This window comes from Chitinibacter sp. ZOR0017, from assembly GCF_000799095.1.
In the GTDB taxonomy this organism is placed as follows: domain Bacteria; phylum Pseudomonadota; class Gammaproteobacteria; order Burkholderiales; family Chitinibacteraceae; genus Chitinibacter; species Chitinibacter tainanensis.
The window spans coordinates 173,744-189,877 of sequence record NZ_JTLG01000034.1 but is presented as its reverse complement, the minus strand read 5'-3'; the positions used below and the strand labels follow the sequence as shown (position 1 = coordinate 189,877).

At 58.9% G+C, this 16,134-nt stretch carries 18 protein-coding genes; 9 read left to right on the top strand and 9 right to left on the bottom strand.

Features of this window, described 5'->3' with window-relative positions; translation table 11 throughout:
* Positions 1–155: 155 nt before the first annotated feature.
* Positions 156–1,022, bottom strand: a complete 867-nt coding sequence (gene rsmI / locus L991_RS11970) for a 16S rRNA (cytidine(1402)-2'-O)-methyltransferase (RefSeq protein WP_231550546.1) — start codon at positions 1,020–1,022, stop codon at positions 156–158.
* Between rsmI and L991_RS11965 the strand changes: the two genes are divergently transcribed.
* From L991_RS11965 to L991_RS11950, 4 genes are read left to right on the top strand one after another with little or no spacing between them, the layout of a single operon-like run.
* Positions 1,017–2,186 carry a penicillin-binding protein activator gene (locus L991_RS11965; protein ID WP_081986650.1) on the top strand — a complete coding sequence of 390 codons (1,170 nt, stop codon included), beginning with the start codon at positions 1,017–1,019 and terminating at the stop codon, positions 2,184–2,186. The two genes, rsmI and L991_RS11965, sit on opposite strands and share 6 nt — an antisense overlap.
* Positions 2,176–2,511, top strand: coding sequence for a YraN family protein (locus tag L991_RS11960; RefSeq protein ID WP_047395644.1), 336 nt, complete (start codon positions 2,176–2,178; stop codon positions 2,509–2,511). Before L991_RS11965 ends, L991_RS11960 begins: the two co-directional genes overlap by 11 nt.
* A 49-nt stretch (positions 2,512–2,560) precedes the next feature.
* Complete coding sequence (locus L991_RS11955) at positions 2,561–3,151, top strand: phosphoheptose isomerase (RefSeq protein ID WP_028448643.1); 591 nt, start codon at positions 2,561–2,563, stop codon at positions 3,149–3,151.
* Positions 3,151–3,747, top strand: coding sequence for a BON domain-containing protein (locus L991_RS11950; protein ID WP_052190842.1), 597 nt, complete (start codon positions 3,151–3,153; stop codon positions 3,745–3,747). The genes L991_RS11955 and L991_RS11950 overlap by 1 nt, the downstream gene beginning before the upstream one ends.
* Positions 3,748–3,888: 141 nt before the next feature.
* On the opposite strand, the gene L991_RS11945 is transcribed toward L991_RS11950, so the two are convergent.
* Positions 3,889–4,518, bottom strand: coding sequence for an arylesterase (locus L991_RS11945; protein ID WP_197053878.1), 630 nt, complete (start codon positions 4,516–4,518; stop codon positions 3,889–3,891).
* Here L991_RS11945 and L991_RS11940 point away from each other — a divergent pair.
* The 3 genes from L991_RS11940 to L991_RS11930 all read left to right on the top strand — a co-directional run bounded on the left by L991_RS11940 (position 4,517) and on the right by L991_RS11930 (position 8,733).
* Positions 4,517–5,236 carry an ABC transporter ATP-binding protein gene (locus L991_RS11940; RefSeq protein ID WP_028448645.1) on the top strand — a complete coding sequence of 240 codons (720 nt, stop codon included), beginning with the start codon at positions 4,517–4,519 and terminating at the stop codon, positions 5,234–5,236. The two genes, L991_RS11945 and L991_RS11940, sit on opposite strands and share 2 nt — an antisense overlap.
* Entirely contained in the window at positions 5,233–7,695 is a 2,463-nt protein-coding gene (locus L991_RS11935) for an ABC transporter permease (protein ID WP_052190841.1), read from the top strand. Before L991_RS11940 ends, L991_RS11935 begins: the two co-directional genes overlap by 4 nt.
* A gap of 126 nt (positions 7,696–7,821) precedes the next feature.
* Positions 7,822–8,733 carry a phosphotransferase gene (locus L991_RS11930; protein WP_197053877.1) on the top strand — a complete coding sequence of 304 codons (912 nt, stop codon included), beginning with the start codon at positions 7,822–7,824 and terminating at the stop codon, positions 8,731–8,733.
* Positions 8,734–8,774: 41 nt separating this feature from the next.
* Here the strand turns inward: L991_RS11930 and recQ are convergent, their stop codons facing one another.
* The 3 genes from recQ to prmB all read right to left on the bottom strand — a co-directional run bounded on the left by recQ (position 8,775) and on the right by prmB (position 11,917).
* Positions 8,775–10,562, bottom strand: a complete 1,788-nt coding sequence (recQ, locus tag L991_RS11925; RefSeq protein WP_047395638.1) for a DNA helicase RecQ — start codon at positions 10,560–10,562, stop codon at positions 8,775–8,777.
* A 121-nt stretch (positions 10,563–10,683) separates the two neighbouring features.
* Entirely contained in the window at positions 10,684–10,830 is a 147-nt protein-coding gene (locus L991_RS17325) for a hypothetical protein (protein ID WP_156129062.1), read from the bottom strand.
* 178 nt (positions 10,831–11,008) lie between these two features.
* A complete protein-coding gene (gene prmB / locus L991_RS11920) occupies positions 11,009–11,917 on the bottom strand; it encodes a 50S ribosomal protein L3 N(5)-glutamine methyltransferase (RefSeq protein WP_028448649.1) in 909 nt (302 codons plus the stop codon).
* Between the two features lie 254 nt (positions 11,918–12,171).
* Between prmB and L991_RS11915 the strand changes: the two genes are divergently transcribed.
* Entirely contained in the window at positions 12,172–13,569 is a 1,398-nt protein-coding gene (locus L991_RS11915) for a DEAD/DEAH box helicase (RefSeq protein ID WP_047395635.1), read from the top strand.
* 75 nt (positions 13,570–13,644) lie between these two features.
* On the opposite strand, the gene L991_RS11910 is transcribed toward L991_RS11915, so the two are convergent.
* Entirely contained in the window at positions 13,645–13,956 is a 312-nt protein-coding gene (locus L991_RS11910; RefSeq protein WP_028448651.1) for a DUF2322 family protein, read from the bottom strand.
* A gap of 81 nt (positions 13,957–14,037) precedes the next feature.
* On the opposite strand from L991_RS11910, the gene L991_RS11905 reads away from it, so the two are divergent.
* On the top strand, positions 14,038–14,313 hold the full coding sequence (locus L991_RS11905; protein ID WP_047395632.1) for a hypothetical protein: 276 nt from the start codon (positions 14,038–14,040) through the stop codon (positions 14,311–14,313).
* Positions 14,314–14,387: 74 nt separating this feature from the next.
* Here the strand turns inward: L991_RS11905 and L991_RS11900 are convergent, their stop codons facing one another.
* The 3 genes from L991_RS11900 to fdx all read right to left on the bottom strand — a co-directional run bounded on the left by L991_RS11900 (position 14,388) and on the right by fdx (position 16,121).
* Positions 14,388–15,323: an HD-GYP domain-containing protein gene (locus L991_RS11900; RefSeq protein WP_052190840.1), complete on the bottom strand. Its 936-nt coding sequence runs from the start codon at positions 15,321–15,323 to the stop codon at positions 14,388–14,390.
* A gap of 191 nt (positions 15,324–15,514) precedes the next feature.
* Positions 15,515–15,709, bottom strand: coding sequence for a Fe-S cluster assembly protein IscX (iscX, locus tag L991_RS11895; RefSeq protein ID WP_028448653.1), 195 nt, complete (start codon positions 15,707–15,709; stop codon positions 15,515–15,517).
* 73 nt (positions 15,710–15,782) lie between these two features.
* On the bottom strand, positions 15,783–16,121 hold the full coding sequence (gene fdx / locus L991_RS11890) for an ISC system 2Fe-2S type ferredoxin (RefSeq protein ID WP_047395630.1): 339 nt from the start codon (positions 16,119–16,121) through the stop codon (positions 15,783–15,785).
* Positions 16,122–16,134 lie beyond the last annotated feature (13 nt).

Sequence of the window (16,134 nt, the reverse complement as noted above, 5' to 3'; positions counted from 1 at the left end):
AGGGTCGGACTCGAACCGACACACCTTGCGGCGGGGGATTTTGAGTCCCCTGCGTCTACCATTTCGCCACCTGGGCAGGTGCAACGTAGAAGCGGCATATTAGCTACTTAAACCGCGCTTGGCAAGGGTTTAAGCCAAATATTTCTGCTGTGCGTTTATTCGGCGGCTTTTTTAAGCTGCAAAGCGCGTTCGTACAGCGTATTGCGCGGCGCACCGCTGATGCTTTGTGCCAGTGCCACCGCCTGCTTCAGTGGTAATTCGGCCAGCAGGGGTTGCAGCAGGTAATCAAAGGATTCGCCTTCGACGGCGGGCGCGGGCGGCGCGGCATCGACCACGATGACGGCTTCGCCGCGTTGCTGATTGCTGTCGCTGGCAATCCAGGTGGCCAGCTCGCCCAGTGGCATGCGGCGGATGGTTTCAAAGGTTTTGGTCAGCTCCCGTGCCAACACGGCTTCACGTTCGGGGCCAAACATCGCGGCGAGGTCGGCTACACATTCGGCAATGCGATGCGGTGCCTCATAAAACACGGTGAGATAGGGGTGGCCAACCAAAGGCGCGAGCGCATCACGGCGCTGCTTGCTTTTCGGCGGCAAAAAACCATAAAACAGACTGTGTGGCGCGGTGAAACCACTGGCCGATAGGGCGGTCGTAAGGGCAGAGGCGCCAGGAATCGGAATCACGTTAAAGCCAGCCGCATGCACCGCGGCCGCGAGGACCGCGCCGGGGTCGGATACCGCCGGGGTGCCGGCATCGGATACCTGAGCGATAGTATCGCCGGCGGCAAGGCGCTCGATAATCCGTTCAGCCATCGCCCGTTCGTTATGCTCGCGCACCGACATCAGTGGGGTATTGATGCCAAATTGCTTAAGCAGCTGGCCGGTGACGCGAGTGTCTTCGGCGGCGATCACATCGGCCTGACGCAAAACCGCCAACGCACGCTCGGTAATATCACCAAGATTACCGATCGGGGTAGCGACCACATATAATGCAGACTTGCTGACAGGATACTCAGGCTTATGCACTTCACAACTCTCCTTGGCGGCCGATTGCAATGGCGCCACGCATTTTGGGCTACAGCAGGCCGAACACTGGCTGCCGGGGCTCTACTATACGGGGCGCTGGCCGGCTCGGCCACTGCGGCAACCGAGAGTGAGAGTGCCAGCCGACCGGTCAACGGCTATATCGCCTTGCTGTTGCCGGGGCAGGCCAAGGCCTTTAAGCCGGCGGTTGATAGCATTCGGGCCGGTGTGTTGGCGGCCGAGCGCGTGCATGGTGGCGCCGAAGTGCCCTTGGTACGCGTGATTGATACCACCGATAAAGAAGAAGACATCAAAGCACAATACCAGCGCGCGGTAGATGGCGGCGCCATCGCGGTGATTGGCCCGCTGACCAAATCGGCGATTAATTATCTGGCCGACAGCAGTGAGCTGAAAGTCCCCACCGTGGCCCTGAATGGGTTTGATCCGACTACGTTGCCGCAGAGTCAGCTCTACAGCTTTGGCCTGGGGGTGGAGAGCGATGCCGCCGCAACGGCCATGCTGGTGCGGCAAGAGGGTGGCCGCCAGCCGGTGATTTTGCAAACCAATGACAGTATCGGCCAACGCCTGGCGCAAGGTTTTAGCAATGCCTGGCGGGAAATTCACGGTAGCGAGCCGCTGGTGATCCGGGTGGCGAATCCGCGCCGTGATGCCCCCGAAATTCGTCAGCAGCTCAATGACGCGCTGCCAGATGCGGTGTTTTTGGCTATGGATGCCAAATCGGCCCGCGTGGTACGGCCCTTTGTGGGCAATGAGCGCGCCGTGTATGCCAGCAATCAAATCAACCCCGGCCGTTTACCCGCCACCACGCTGGTTGATCTGGCTGGCGTGAAATATCTGGATATGCCTTGGCTCGCGGCGCCCGATAGCGAGGGCTATGCACTGTATAATCGCACCCGTTCAAGCGCCAATGATTTGGAACGATTGTTCGCCTTGGGGGTTGATGCCTGGCGAATCGCCGCCATCTTAAGTACGGGGCAGCGTTTTGAACGGCTGGAAGGCCTGACCGGCGTGTTGACTTTAAGCCCTGATAATGTGGTAAACCGCGAATCAGTGGTGCGCGTGATGGGGCGTAAACCCGCCAGCGCCAGTGGCTCTGCCGAAGTCGCGCCAGAAGCGGCAGCTCCCGCGGTGGTGAATGAACAATAAAGGCCAGGCCTTTGAAACACGGGCGGCTGAATATCTGCAGGCCCAGGGCCTGCGTATCGTGGCCCGCAACTGGCAATGCCGGCAGGGCGAGATCGACCTGATTGCCTTTGATGGGCCAATGCTGGTATTTATCGAAGTGCGCATGCGGCGCTCTAACCGTTTTGGTGGGGCTGCCGCCAGTATTACCCCGGCCAAGCAAGCCCGCTGGTGGGCCAGCGCCCAGCAGTATTTGCAACAATTACCGCAAGTGCCGCCCTGCCGTTTTGATGCGATCTGCATTGAAGGCGAGGCCTTGCACTGGATTAAAAACTGTATAAGTGGTTAAACCACACCGCGCCCGCCGGCGAGCGGGCAGATACACGAAAGGAAACCCTATGGATCTGATTCAACGCGTTCAGCAGCATTTCGAAGAAAGCATCGCCGCCAAACAGGCCGCGTTGGAGGTCCTCAGCCCCGCCATTGCGCTGGCGGCCGAGAAAGTGGTGCAGGCGCTGATTGCCGATGGCAAGATCCTGGCTTGTGGCAATGGGGGCTCGGCGGCGGATGCCCAGCATTTTGCGGCTGAAATGGTCGGCCGCTTCGAACGCGAGCGCCCGGGTTTGCCGGCGATTGCCCTGACGACTGATTCTTCAGCGCTCACCGCAATTGCCAACGACTACGACTTTGATATGGTCTTTTCTAAGCAAGTGCATGCTTTGGGCCGCGCTGGCGATATTCTGGTGGCGATTTCTACCTCGGGCAATTCAGCCAATGTCATCTCGGCTATTCATGCTGCACATGATCGGGGCATGAGCGTGATTGCCTTTACCGGCCGCGACGGTGGGCAAATTGCCGACCTGCTGGTGGGTGATGATGTGCATTTGTGTGTACCTCATCAGCGCACCGCGCGGATTCAGGAAGTGCACATTACCGCGATTCACGCTTTGTGCGATGCGGTCGACTTTACCTTGCTGGGGGGCGATTAATGGCGGTGCAACTGAAACGGGCGCTCACTATCGGCATTCTGGCCGTAAGTTTGGGCCTGAGTGCGTGCGTGCCTTTGGTGGTGGTCGGCGGCGTGGCCATGGGGGCCTGGATCGGTTCTGATCCGCGCCCAACCAAAACCATTACCGAAGATACCTCGCTCGGCGCCAATATCAGCGCCAAAATCATTGATGAATTCAAAGAGCGGGCGCATGTGAATGTGAACACCTTCAACGGTCAGGTCTTGCTGACTGGTGAAGTGCCTGATGCGGCCGCCAAAGCGCGCGTCGAACAACTGGCACGCAGCTTTAGCCAAACTACGCGGGTGTTTAATGATGTGGTGCAAGCGCCACCATCGAGCATGGCTGATCGACTGAATGACAGCCAACTCAGTACTCGCGTTAAAACTGCCATGTTGACGAATGGTGGTGACGCGCAGGCTGTGCATATTCAGGTGATTACCGACCGCAAAGTGGTGTATTTGCTGGGCATGAGTAGCCCACAGCTGGCCGATCGTGCCGCGCAAATCGCCGCTTCGGTGTCCGGCGTTGAGCGGGTGGTGAAGTTGGTACAGCCACTGGCACCGCTGCCGCAGTAAGCGACAGCCCGCCCCAACACACAACGCCATCTTGCCCTGAGCCAGATGGCGTTTTTTTATCGGTAGGTGCTTCGGGGTATTGATCTGAAAGCCTTGCTTGATAATGCTTGCAGATCAATACCCATGGCTGAATAGCGCCGCTTAGGGTTTGAAGTTTTGCAGCACGTAATTGAGCAGCAAAGGCTGGGCCGCCGCCGTGGGGTGGAGTTGATCGGCCTGAAAATAGCTAGGGGTTTGGATCACGGGCGCCAGTAAAAACGGGCTCAGGCTCAGCTGATATTGCTTGGCCAGCGCCGGAAACACCGCGGCAAACTGGCGGGTATAGTCGGCGCCGTAATTGGGCGGCATTTGCATGCCCACCAGGTGCACTTTGGCCCCGGCTTGGCGCGCGGCTTGAATCATCTGTCTTAGATTGTTTTGCATGGCGCTCACTGGCAGACCGCGCAGGCCATCATTGGCGCCCAGCGCCAGAATCACCCAGCGCGGGCGATGCTGTTTTAAAGCCGCCGGGAACCTTGTGAGCCCGCCAGCAGTCGTTTCACCAGAGACACTGGCATTCACCACCCGCATGGGCCGGCCTTGTTGTTGTAGTTTTTGCTCCAGCAAGGCAGGCCATGCCTGCTGCTGGGCAATGCCATAACCGGCCGAAAGGCTGTCGCCAAACACCAGAATCACCTCGGTGCTTTTGGCCATAGCGCTAGGCGCCAGCAGCGCCAAGGTGCAGGCCAGCAGGCCCCAACGACGCAACACCGATAGGAACTGAATCAGCATGAGTGCAACTCCAGATATTTTGCAGGCCCGCCAGCTCGGTAAAACCGTCAGCAGTGAAGGCGAGAAGCTCACTATTTTGCACGAGATCAGCTTTAGTGTCCCCACTGGGGCCAGTTTAGCGGTGGTAGGGCGCTCGGGCTCCGGTAAATCGAGCCTCTTGGCCTTGCTGGCTGGGTTGGATACACCCAGCGTAGGCGAAGTCATCCTCGCTGGGGCTGCACTGCAAACACTGGATGAAGATGGCCGCGCCGCAGTGCGCGGGCGCTGCGCCGGTTTTGTGTTTCAGTCATTTCAATTACTGCCCGAGCTCACCGCGCTGGAAAACGTGATGCTGCCGCTGGAGCTGGCTGGCGTGCGCGGCGCCGAGGCGCAGGCCCTGCAATGGCTAGAGCGGGTGGAGCTGGGGCATCGCTTGCATCACCTGCCGCGGCAGCTCTCTGGCGGTGAGCAACAGCGGGTGGCGCTGGCGCGGGCGTTTGCGCCGGGGCCACAGATCTTGTTTGCCGATGAGCCGACCGGCAGTCTGGATTCGGCCACTGGGGCGGTGGTGGCTGATTTGCTGTTTGCTCTGAATCGCGAAATGGGCACCACGCTGGTGCTGGTGACGCATGACGACACGCTGGCGCAGCGCTGCAGCCATCAATTGCGCCTGCAAGCCGGGCAGATGATCGACTGGCAGGTGCCGGCGCAAACCGCGGCACTGGAGCAGGCGGCATGAGCGCCGGCATATTGAGTCAGCTGCGGCTCACCGCGCGGCTATTTCGCCGCAGCCTTGCCGCTGGCGAATACAAAACCTTGCTGCTGGCGCTGATCATTGCCATTGCCGCCTTAACCGCGGTGGGCATGCTCACCGAACGGGTGGAGCGGCAATTACTCGGGCAAGCCAGCGAGCTGCAAGCGGCGGATGCCGTGCTCAGTAGCGATCATCCGATCCCGCCTAAGTTTGCCAGCCTAGCCGCCCAACAGCGGCTGGCCAGTGCCGAGATGGCGATCTTCCCCTCGATGGTGAGCTTTGGCCCGCAGGCAAGTCTCGCTTCGGTGAAAGCCGTGGGGGCGGCTTACCCTTTACGGGGGCAACTCAGCCTGCAAAGTGGAGCTACGCAAGCCCCGCAGCCGGGCGAAGCGCTGATTGATGCGCGCTTGCGCGATGTATTGCAAATCCAGGTGGGGCAGCAGCTCAAAGTCGGGCAATTGCAGCTCACCGTGCGCGACATCATCATGCGCGAGCCGGATGCGGCCTTTGATTTTTCCAGCCTGCAGGCGCGGCTGATGATCAATGCTGCCGATTTGCCGGCCAGTGGTTTGCTGGGCTTTGGCAGCCGGGTGAAATATCGCTTGCTGCTGGCTGGTGAGCCGGCGGCGGTGAATGCTTGGCTGGCGGCGGCGCAGCCGCAGCTGGGGCGCGGCGAGGCCATTGAAAACTCCCGCGAAAGCCGGCCGGAGCTCAAAGAAGCCATCGAGCGCGCCGAACGCTTTTTGCGGCTGGCCTCTTTGCTAGCCGGTGTATTGGCAGCGGTGGCGATTGTGCTGGCCGCTCGGCGCTTTGCGCTGCGGCATTTTGATACCGTGGCCTTGCTGCGTACGCTGGGTGCCAGCCAGCGGCGCGTGCGCGCGCTGATGCTGGCGCAAATGCTGCTGCTGGCGGGTGTGGCGGCGCTGGCCGGCGGCGCGTTGGCCTGGCTGGCGCAAGCGGGCTTGCTGTGGCTGATTGCTGCGCAGTTGCCCGCACCTTTGCCGCCCGCCAGTCTGTGGCCTTGGCTTTGGGCCAGTGCGCTGGGCTTGGTGTTGCTGCTGGGCGCAGCGGGGCCGGTATTGCTGAGCCTAGCCCGTACGCCACCGCTGCGTGTGTTGCGCCGTGAATTGACCGTCGATGTGCATTGGTTCTGGCAATACGCGCTGACGCTACTCGCCATGATGGGTATCTTGCTGCAGATCGCTAAGGATATAAAGCTGGCGGTGATAGTGGGTGGGAGTATGTTGGGCGCGCTGCTGCTGTTGGCTGCCTTGGGCTGGTTGCTGCTGCAAGCCCTGCAGCGCTGGCGCTGGCAAGGCAGTGCGCGTTTGGCGCTGCGGCAGATGCTGCGCCAACCCGGCTTACTGCTGGCCCAGCTCGCGGCCCTAACGTTGGGGCTGTGCGGCTTGTGGCTACTTACCGTGGTGCAGAGTGATTTATTGCAGGCTTGGCGTGCGCAAGTGCCACCCGAAGCGCCCAATCATTTTGTGATTAATCTGCAGCCCGAGCAGATCGCCACCTTTAATGCCCAATTTGCGGCGGCGGGTTTGCCCGCGCCCAAAGTGCAGCCGATGATCCGCGGGCGCTGGACTTTGCACAATCAGCAGCCGGTACAGCCGTTGCAGTATAGCGAGCCCCGCGCGCAGCGCCTGTCCGAGCGCGAGTTTAATCTCTCCTGGGGCGAAGACGAGCGCGCCGATAATCAGCGGGTACAAGGTCCAGCGCTGAATGCCGCTGTGCCGGGCTGGTCGGTGGAGCAGGAGCTGGCGGTGCTGCTGGGCATTAAAATTGGCGATCAGCTCACCTTTGATATTGCCGGCACGCCGGTGACTGCGCCGGTGATTAATCTGCGCGCGGTAAATTGGGGCTCGTTCCGTGCCAATTTCTTTGTGGTGGGCTCCGAGCAGCTGTTACGCGATCTGCCTAGTAGCCGGATTAGTAGTTTCTATTTGCCGCCCGCGCAGCGCACGCTGGTGCCGCAATTGGTGCGCGGTATGCCGAATCTCACCATCATTGATGTGGGGCAGGTACTGGCGCAGGTTGAAACAGTGATTACGCTGGCGTCGAGCGCATTGCGGCTGGTGTTTGTGATGTGTGTACTGGCGGGGCTGACGGTATTACTGGCGGCGCTGGAAACCAACGATAGCGAGCGGCGGCGCGAGGCAGCGCTGATGCGTGCGCTGGGCGCCAGCACCGCCCGTATTGCCCGGATCTGGTGGCTAGAAAGCCTGCTGCTGGGGGCGCTGGCTGGCTTGCTGGCGGGTACTTTAGCTGCGCTGGGCGCTTGGTATGTGGCCACGGCGGTGCTGAAACTGCCGTGGGTATTCAATGTTTGGCTGCCACTGGCCTCGATTGTGGCCGGTATGGCCTTGAGTGGCCTTACGGTTTGGCGGCGGCTATGGGCACTGGCGCGCACTTCGCCGGTACTCATGCTGCGCGAATAAGCGGGCTGCTTCGCCGTCCTCACGGCTTTAGCGGTGGGGGTTTTGTGCAAAAAGTTTGTGCCAGCGCAAAACGCCTGTCACAGGCTGGGCGCATTCTCACCCTGAATGATTGTCGCGGGGGTTGCCATGTTCATCGTCGAACCAGGCCAGGTGGAAAGCCTGTGCCAGCGCTATCTGGGTGGCGTGGCCAGCCGGGTGGAAAAAATTACCGGTTTTCAGGCCGATGTGTATCTGGTGCAGGTGGGCCGTTTACGCGCGGTGCTGAAATGCTATCGCCAACCCGGTCAGGCCGCCCGCGAAGCCGAGGCGCTGACTACACTGCGCCGCTATCTGGTTGATCAGCCACTGCCCGAGGTGATTGCCTTGCATCAGCCCGGCGAGCGCGGCGAAGCGCTGATTCTGACCCAGATTGCCGGCATGCCGGCCAGCCATGAGCTGGAATCGCCGGTGGAAATCGACCGTTTTGCGGATGAATTTGTCGATTGGCTGCGCCGCTTGCACGCAATTAGCTGCGAGCGCGGTTTTCAGGATGAAACCGGCCACTGGCATGCCGATTTTGCCAGCGCTTATCAGGTTGATCTGGGTTTGCGGCAGACCTGGTTACACAGCGCCGCGGCCAGCGAATGCCTAAGCCAGCCGCTGCGTGAGCACTTGCTGGCGCTGATTGGCGATTTTGCCTGCCTGCCCTTATCGAACCATACCCTCAGCAGCGTGATTCATGGCGATGCGCATGCGGCCAATTTCTTGGTGGACGCCGAAACCCACCGCCTGTGCGGGGTGATTGACCCGGGCTTGGTCCGCTTTAGCCATTGCGAGCTGGATTTGGTGCAGCTGGATCTGGTGCGGCCAGATATGAAGCTCTTGAGCAATTACCTGCAAAAAGCCGGCTTGGATCGTGCGGTGCGGCTGCGCTTGGCGTATTTTGCGATCTTCTATCTGGTGAGCCAGGTGGCGCAAACCGGGGTGGCGGATGAGCCGGCTTTACTGCACGCTATCCAGCGCTATCAGGCGCAGCAACGCGCGGCCATTACGGCTTAAACCGCTCAATCGCTAGCCAATATCAAACGCCTCGCGGGGGCCTAGTGCTCGCGCAAGGCACGTAAAAACGCATCGCCGTATTTATCCAGTTTGCGGTCACCCACGCCGCTGATGCGCGAGAGCTCGTAGTGATCCTGCGGGCGCAAGCGCACCATTTCCTTGAGCGTGGCGTCGCCAAAAATATGGTACGCCGGTGCGTTTTGTTCGTCCGCCAGCTGCTTGCGCAATTTGCGTAGCGCTTGCCACAAGGCCTGATCGGCGGGGCTGGCAAATTCGCTGTCTTTGTCGCGGTAGCTAAATTTCTCGCTGCGCGCGCGCAAATACAAGGGTATTTCACCCTTGAGATAGGGGCGGGCGCTGTCAGTGAGCTCAAGCCCACCGTGGCCGGCTGGGCATAGCTGCAGCGCGCCTTTGGCCAATAGCTGCCGAAACACGGCGCGCCAGCTCGCTTCGTCGATGTCTTTACCGATGCCAAAGGTGCTGGTCCGGTCATGCAAGTATTCGGCAACTTTGCTGCTGTGTTTGCCGCGCAAAACATCCACCAAATGCCCGACGCCAAATTTATTGCCGGTGCGATAGACGCACGAAAGCGCCTTGCGCGCCGCTTCGGTCATTTCCACCAGCTGGGGCGGATTCAGGCAATTATCGCAATTGCCGCAGGGGGCGGTTTGCTCGCCAAAATAGGCCAGCAGCACTTGCCGGCGGCATTCGGTGGTTTCCACCAGCCCTAGCATGGCATCGAGCTTGCGTCGCTCGACTTGCTTTTGCTCTTCACTGCTGCCGCCTTGCATTATCATCTCGGCCAGCAGCATGACATCATTCAGTCCATAGGCCAGCCAAGCATTGGCCGGCAAGCCATCGCGACCCGCGCGGCCGGTTTCCTGATAGTAGTTCTCGATTGATTTGGGTAAATCCAGATGCGCGACAAAGCGTACATCCGGCTTATTGATGCCCATGCCAAATGCAATGGTGGCCACCATCACCACGCCTTCTTCACGCAGGAAGATCTGCTGATGTTTGGCGCGGGTGCTGGCATCAAGCCCGGCATGATAGGGCAGGGCGCGAATTTCCTTGCTGCGCAGCCATGCGGCTGTGTCTTCCACCCGTTTGCGTGAAAGGCAATAAACAATCCCCGAATCACCTTCATGCTCGCGGCGCAGAAAGGTGAGCAGCTGATCGCGCGAGGTTTTTTTTTCGACCATGGTGTAGCGCAGATTGGGCCGATCAAAGCTATCGACAAACTCGCGCGCGTTTTCCAGCCGCAGCCGCTGCTGCATTTCCAGCCGGGTGCTGTGATCGGCGGTCGCGGTAAGGGCTATGCGCGGAATGTGCGGAAATTCATCTGCCAGCAGCGACAGCCCGAGGTATTCAGGGCGGAAATCATGCCCCCATTGTGAGACGCAATGGGCTTCGTCAATCGCAAACAGCGCCAGCTGCGCTTCACGCAGCAAGGCTAAAAAGCGCGGTGTGAGCAGGCGCTCGGGCGCCACGTACAGCAGCTTAAGCTCGCCGGCCAGAAACTGCCGCTCTACTTCCCGGCTGCCAGCGGCATCCAGTGTTGAATTGAGATAAGCCGCGGCTACCCCCAACTCTTGCAACGCTTGCACCTGATCCTGCATTAAGGCGATCAGCGGCGAAATCACTACCGCGCAGCCGGGGCGGGCGAGCGCGGGGATTTGATAGCACAGCGATTTGCCGCCGCCAGTGGGCATCAGGACTAGCGCATCCTCGCCCCGGCACAGGGTCTGGACGATGTCTTCCTGCATGCCGCGAAAAGCGCGGTAGCCAAAGACGTGCTGCAAAAGGTGGTGAGGGGAAGTGGGGCTCATAAGCGGCGGTATTTTACGCCGCTTCCTGCCCAAGCTACAGCTGAACTTATTGTTTTAAAGGGTATTGGGCTGTAGAGATTTTGATGTATAGCTTTGAAGGTAATACGAGGGAGGGTATTAATTAATCGTTGCCATCAATCGGGCCAGACTGGGTGGTATAAGCACTGAGGCTTTGATCCAGCAAGGATTTCTTTTTACCAAAGCGCGACCACGGAATAAAGGGCAAACAGGCAAGCACGATTAAGGTGATAACCAGAAATTCCAGCATGGGTCAGCTCGACGCAATATAAGTACCGCCAAGTATATGCCCAGCTTTGGTGCGTCGCAATCAAAGCTTGCATGGTTTGTTAAAAATCAATGCAGTTTCAGAAAGAATATGACAAGTCAATGGTGTGGCGCACAAAAAAGCCAGCCCGAAGGCTGGCCGGTCACTGCGCGATTTGGGCTTAAAGGCCCGCTTCAACCAGCATTTCGCGCGTGAGCAGGAAGACAAAGCCATCGCCCGATTCGGTGGGCAGCCAGACAAACGGCAGAGTTGGGAATTGCTCTTCCAGCACCTCGCGATTGTGGCCAATTTCCACCACCAGCACGCCTTGCGGATTTAGGCGGGCGCTGGCTTCGGCCAGAATACGGCGGGTAATATCCAGCCCATCTTCCCCGCTGCCCAAGGCCATTTCCGGCTCGTGCAGGTATTCCGGTGGCAGCTCTTCCACGCTATGCGCATCGACATACGGCGGGTTGGAGATGATCAGGTCATAGCTCATGTCCTGCACCGCATCAAAGAGATCTGAATCCAGCAGATCAACGCGATCACCCAGGCCATAATCCAACACATTGATTTCCGCCACATCCAGCGCATCGGCCGACAGATCCACCGCATCGATGGCCGCATCTGGGAAGGCATGCGCCATCAGAATGGCGAGACAACCTGAGCCGGTACACAGATCCAGCGCGTTGTGAACGAGCTCTGGATATTCAATCCATGGTTCCAGCCCGCCATTGAGCAAGATTTCGGCAATAAACGAGCGCGGCACAATCACTCGCTCATCCACATAAAATTTAAAGTCACCCAGATAGGCTTCTTTGGTCAGATAGGCTGCAGGTTTGCGAGTGACGACGCGCTCTTGCAGTACATTGAGCACCAGTTCGACTTCTTCGGGCAGTAGCCGGGCATCAAACACTGGCTCCAGCCGATCGATCGGCAGTTTCAAGGTGGCGAGGATCAGATAGGCCGCTTCATCCCAGGCTTCGCTGGTGCCGTGGCCATAAAACAGCTCGGCGGCATTGAACCGGCTGACCGCAAACCGATGCAGATCGCGGATGGTAGTCAGATATTCGCGGGCAGTGTCATACATGGTTGGGCTCCTTCAAACTGAATGCCGTGAGTGTACGAGGTTTTCTGCTGCTGTGGGCAGCGGGGGCCGATTTAATTGCGCTACGGCAAGCCAAGCTCGCCGGTGGCTGGGGCTGGCATGAGGCCGGCACAGTTGCCGTGTAGGGCAGAAAATCGGCTTATTTCGTTGATCTAACAGCAGTAAACGGTGTTCAGGGGGGCCATCATCGTGTAAAGTTCCGCCTTTATTGTTTGATTAGTCGGAGTAGTGTGGGTATGACATTTGCAACGCTTGGCCTTGCGCCTGAAGTACTGAAGGCAGTTGCCGAGCAGGGCTACGAAAACCCAACCCCGATTCAGCAGCAGGCGATTCCGGTGGTGATCACCGGGCAGGATGTGCTGGGTGCCGCGCAAACCGGTACCGGTAAAACCGCCGCCTTCACGCTGCCGATTCTGACCCGCATGATGCGCCACGCCAATACCAGCGTGTCGCCCGCCCGCCACCCCACGCGGGTACTGATGCTGACGCCGACGCGTGAGCTGGCCGATCAGGTTTACGACAATGTGGCGCTGTACAGCAAACACACCGGCTTACGCAGCCATGTGGTGTATGGCGGGGTCGATATCAAAGGCCAGATTCCTGCCCTGCGGGCCGGGGTCGAAATCTTGGTGGCCACCCCGGGCCGGCTGCTTGATCATATCCAGCAAAAAAACATCAATCTCTCGCAAGTTGAGATCATTGTGCTGGATGAAGCCGATCGCATGCTGGATATGGGCTTTATTCCTGATATTCGCGAAATCTTTAAGCTGTGTACCAGCCGCAAACAAACGCTGCTGTTCTCGGCGACTTTCGCCCCTGAAATCGTGAAATTGTCCAACGATTTCATGCGCAATCCGGTGAAGATTGAAGTCGCGCGCCAGAATTCGGCCAACGAATCGGTGAAGCAAGAATTGCATCCGGTCGAAACCGGCCGCAAACGCGCGCTGCTGGCGCATCTGATCCGCATTCACCAGATGAGTCAGGTGATTGTCTTCTGCCGCACCAAAATTGGCGCCGAGCAGGTTTCCCGCGAGCTGCGTCGCACGGGCTTTGTCTGCGAGGCCATTCACGGCGATCGCGATCAAAAAGCCCGTACCGAAGCGCTGAATAAATTTAAAGCTGGTGAATTGCAGGTCTTGGTGGCCACCGATGTGGCCGCGCGTGGGCTGGATGTGACCGATCTGCCGTTCGTGGTGAACTTTGAATTGCCGACCAATCCCGAAGATTACGTGCACCGCATCGGCCGTACCGGTCGGGCCGGGGCGACCGGGGTGGCGATTTCATTGGTTGCGCCCGAAGAAGAAAAATCGTTTGCCGGTATTAAGGCCCTGCTGAAAAAAGAGCTGCAATTGGTGCCGGTACCAGGCTTCTCGCCGGGCACGGTGCAGCTGATTGATGAGCGGGCGGAACGTGGTAACCGTAGCGAGCGCCGTGAACGGGGCGAACGCGGTGAGCGCAGCGAGCGTCCAGAACGCACCGCGGAACGAGGCGGTGAGCGTATGCCATCGCGGGCGAGCCGCGATGCGCAGGATATTCCGGCCTTCCCAAGCGATTTGCCCAAGCTGCCTAAACGCGGCCCACAAATCGCCGCCTTATTCCTGCCGAAAAAGGCCGCGCCGAGCAGTGTTGAATAAGCTGTCGCCGACCAGCGTGGACAGCAATAAAAAAGACCGCCACGGCGGTCTTTTTTATTGCGCATTGAGTAGTTCTTAAGCCGCGATCAGGCGTACGGCCAGCGGTGTAGCCCCGGCTGCGAGCGGGAACAGACGATCGATATTCGGATGCTTACCCGGATTGGCTTCGGCGTCGGTGGTGTGCTCGGCATAAATACGCAGCGCTTTTTGCGCAGCGATATCGCTGATGGCGCCAAACTCTTGAAACAGCGCGTGATACACCCGCAGGCTGCCGGCCTGACCGGGTTTGTTTTCAATCCGCGCCACCACTTCTTCGCCATGCAGTAATTCCAGCGCGGCGAGGTGGTCTACGGTCGGCAATTGGGCCAGTTGTTCGGCAAAATTCATTGTGGTCTTCCTTGTCAACGGATCAGAGGCGTGCAGCGTTATATCACACAAGCGCATGGTGCGCTGCTTAAGGAGAATCCAATGCGTCAAATCGTAGCTATTGCCGCCCTCGCGAGTGGTCTGGTTTTATCCCCGCTGGCTATGGCCGAGCAGCCAGCCGGCAAACATGACCATTTCAAAGGCGACATTACCAAGGCCGACTTTCTGAAAAAAATGGAAGAGCGCTTCGATAAAATGGACACCAACAAAGATGGCGTTCTGTCTGAAGCTGAACGCAAAGCCGCGCATGAAAATATGCGCGCGGAGCGCGAACAGCGCCGCAAAGAGCGGATGGCCAGCCAGCCGATGGCGAAATAATCCCAGTGACTCAGAGTCGGGCAAAACAAAAGCGGCCAGTGGCCGCTTTTGTGTTTTGAGGGGGCTGATTAATTTCAGGCTTTACCTGCCACGCCCCAAATGCTATCAAGCGGCATTTGTCCGGCGATAATCCGGCTATCGAGTACGTTGACCACGGTAAAGTCAAAATCGGCTGTGTTGCGCAGCACCGGATTGGGCAGGAGTTGATCATGTGTATCAAACAGCGCCAACACCAGCGGGGTGCTATCAAGTTTGCCGCGGCGAACCACCACGCCGGTTTCGCCATTGATTAAATGCACGATACTGCCCGGTGGGTACAGACCCAGCGTCGATAAAAACAGCTGCGCCAGTTTCTGATCCAAGCTACCCGCGCCGCTATTGAGGGTGGTAAACATCGCCGAATCGGCCAGCTGGCGGCGGCGATAGCTGCGATTGGCCAGCATTGCGCAATAGCGATCAGCCAGCCCCAGCAGGCGGGCTTCAAAGGTAATTTCACTGCCTTTGAGTTTGCGCGGATAGCCAGTGCCATCGGGCGCTTCGTGATGTTGCTCCACGCAGGTGAGCCACTGTAAATCCGAGACGCCCAGCATCCGCAGCTGATCACGGCCGATTTGCGGGTGGGCCTGCATTTGGGCGCGCTGCTCGGGCGTGAGCGGCCCGGTTTGCTCGGCCAGCATCGATTCGAGCGCGTGCATCCCCAGATTCATGGTCAGTGCCGCGGCCAAAACCGAGCTGCGCGCCATCGCATCTTGCCCAAGATTATTCAGCGATAGCTCCGCCACAATGGCCACGTCCACCGCATGGCGAATCGGGTAGGGGGTATCGAGCTCCAGCAGCATGGTAGCGAGCGAAACCTCGGCCGATTGCTGGCAGGCGCGCTGAATCAGCTGCACAATGCTGGCGACGCCAGCGCCAAAATTCTCGGCCGCGAGCGGGTCGGCCAGCAGGGGGGCGAGGTCGCTACGCGCCTGGCGGATTAATTGCAGGGATGAAAGAGGTACGGAAGCCATTTGGAGTTACATGCCAGGCGGATAAAGTATATTAGCGCATACGAATAAAAACAGCGTGAGTTTAGCCTCACGCTGTGACAAAGATGCGGCGCCAAACCCGAGTTTACGCGCTGGAGTGTAGGGACTGTCGCTGGGCTTGTCTGCCCATAAATACCCGTATAGTGCTTGGTATCGTGCTCGCTGGTTGGCGCTTATTCTGCCTCGTCCATCCACATCAGCTGGATTGCTTCGAGGATTTTTTCACCGCAATGCTTGGGATCATCATCAAAGCCTTCCAGCTCCAGCACCCATTGCATCAGATCGGTAAAGCGCACGGTTTTCGGGTCGATATCGGGGTACTTTTCGACCAGTTCGATGGCGATGTCACGGCTGTCGGTCCATTTCATGCTGATACTCCTTGGGGGTAATGCCTGCTATGCCCTGTATATAAGAGCTTGGCAGACGATACATCGATTCGGCTTAGTGGTGTTCGCGGGCGTGATTGATGGTGTATTTCGGCAGCTCCACCACCAGCTCGGTGTCGGCCACGACGGCCTGGCACGAGAGCCGCGAGCATGATTCCAGCCCCCAGGCTTTATCGAGCTGATCTTCTTCCAGCTCATCAGCTTCGTTCAGGCTATCAAAGCCTTCGCGCACCAGCACATGGCAGGTGGTACAGGCGCAGGATTTCTCGCAGGCGTGTTCGATTTCAATCTCGTTGGCCAAGAGCGCATCGCAAATGGTGGTGCCGGGTTCAACGTCCAGTACCGCGCCTTCGGGGCAGAGTACGGCGTGGGGCAAAATCACGATCTGGGTCATGGTGTTTTCCTTG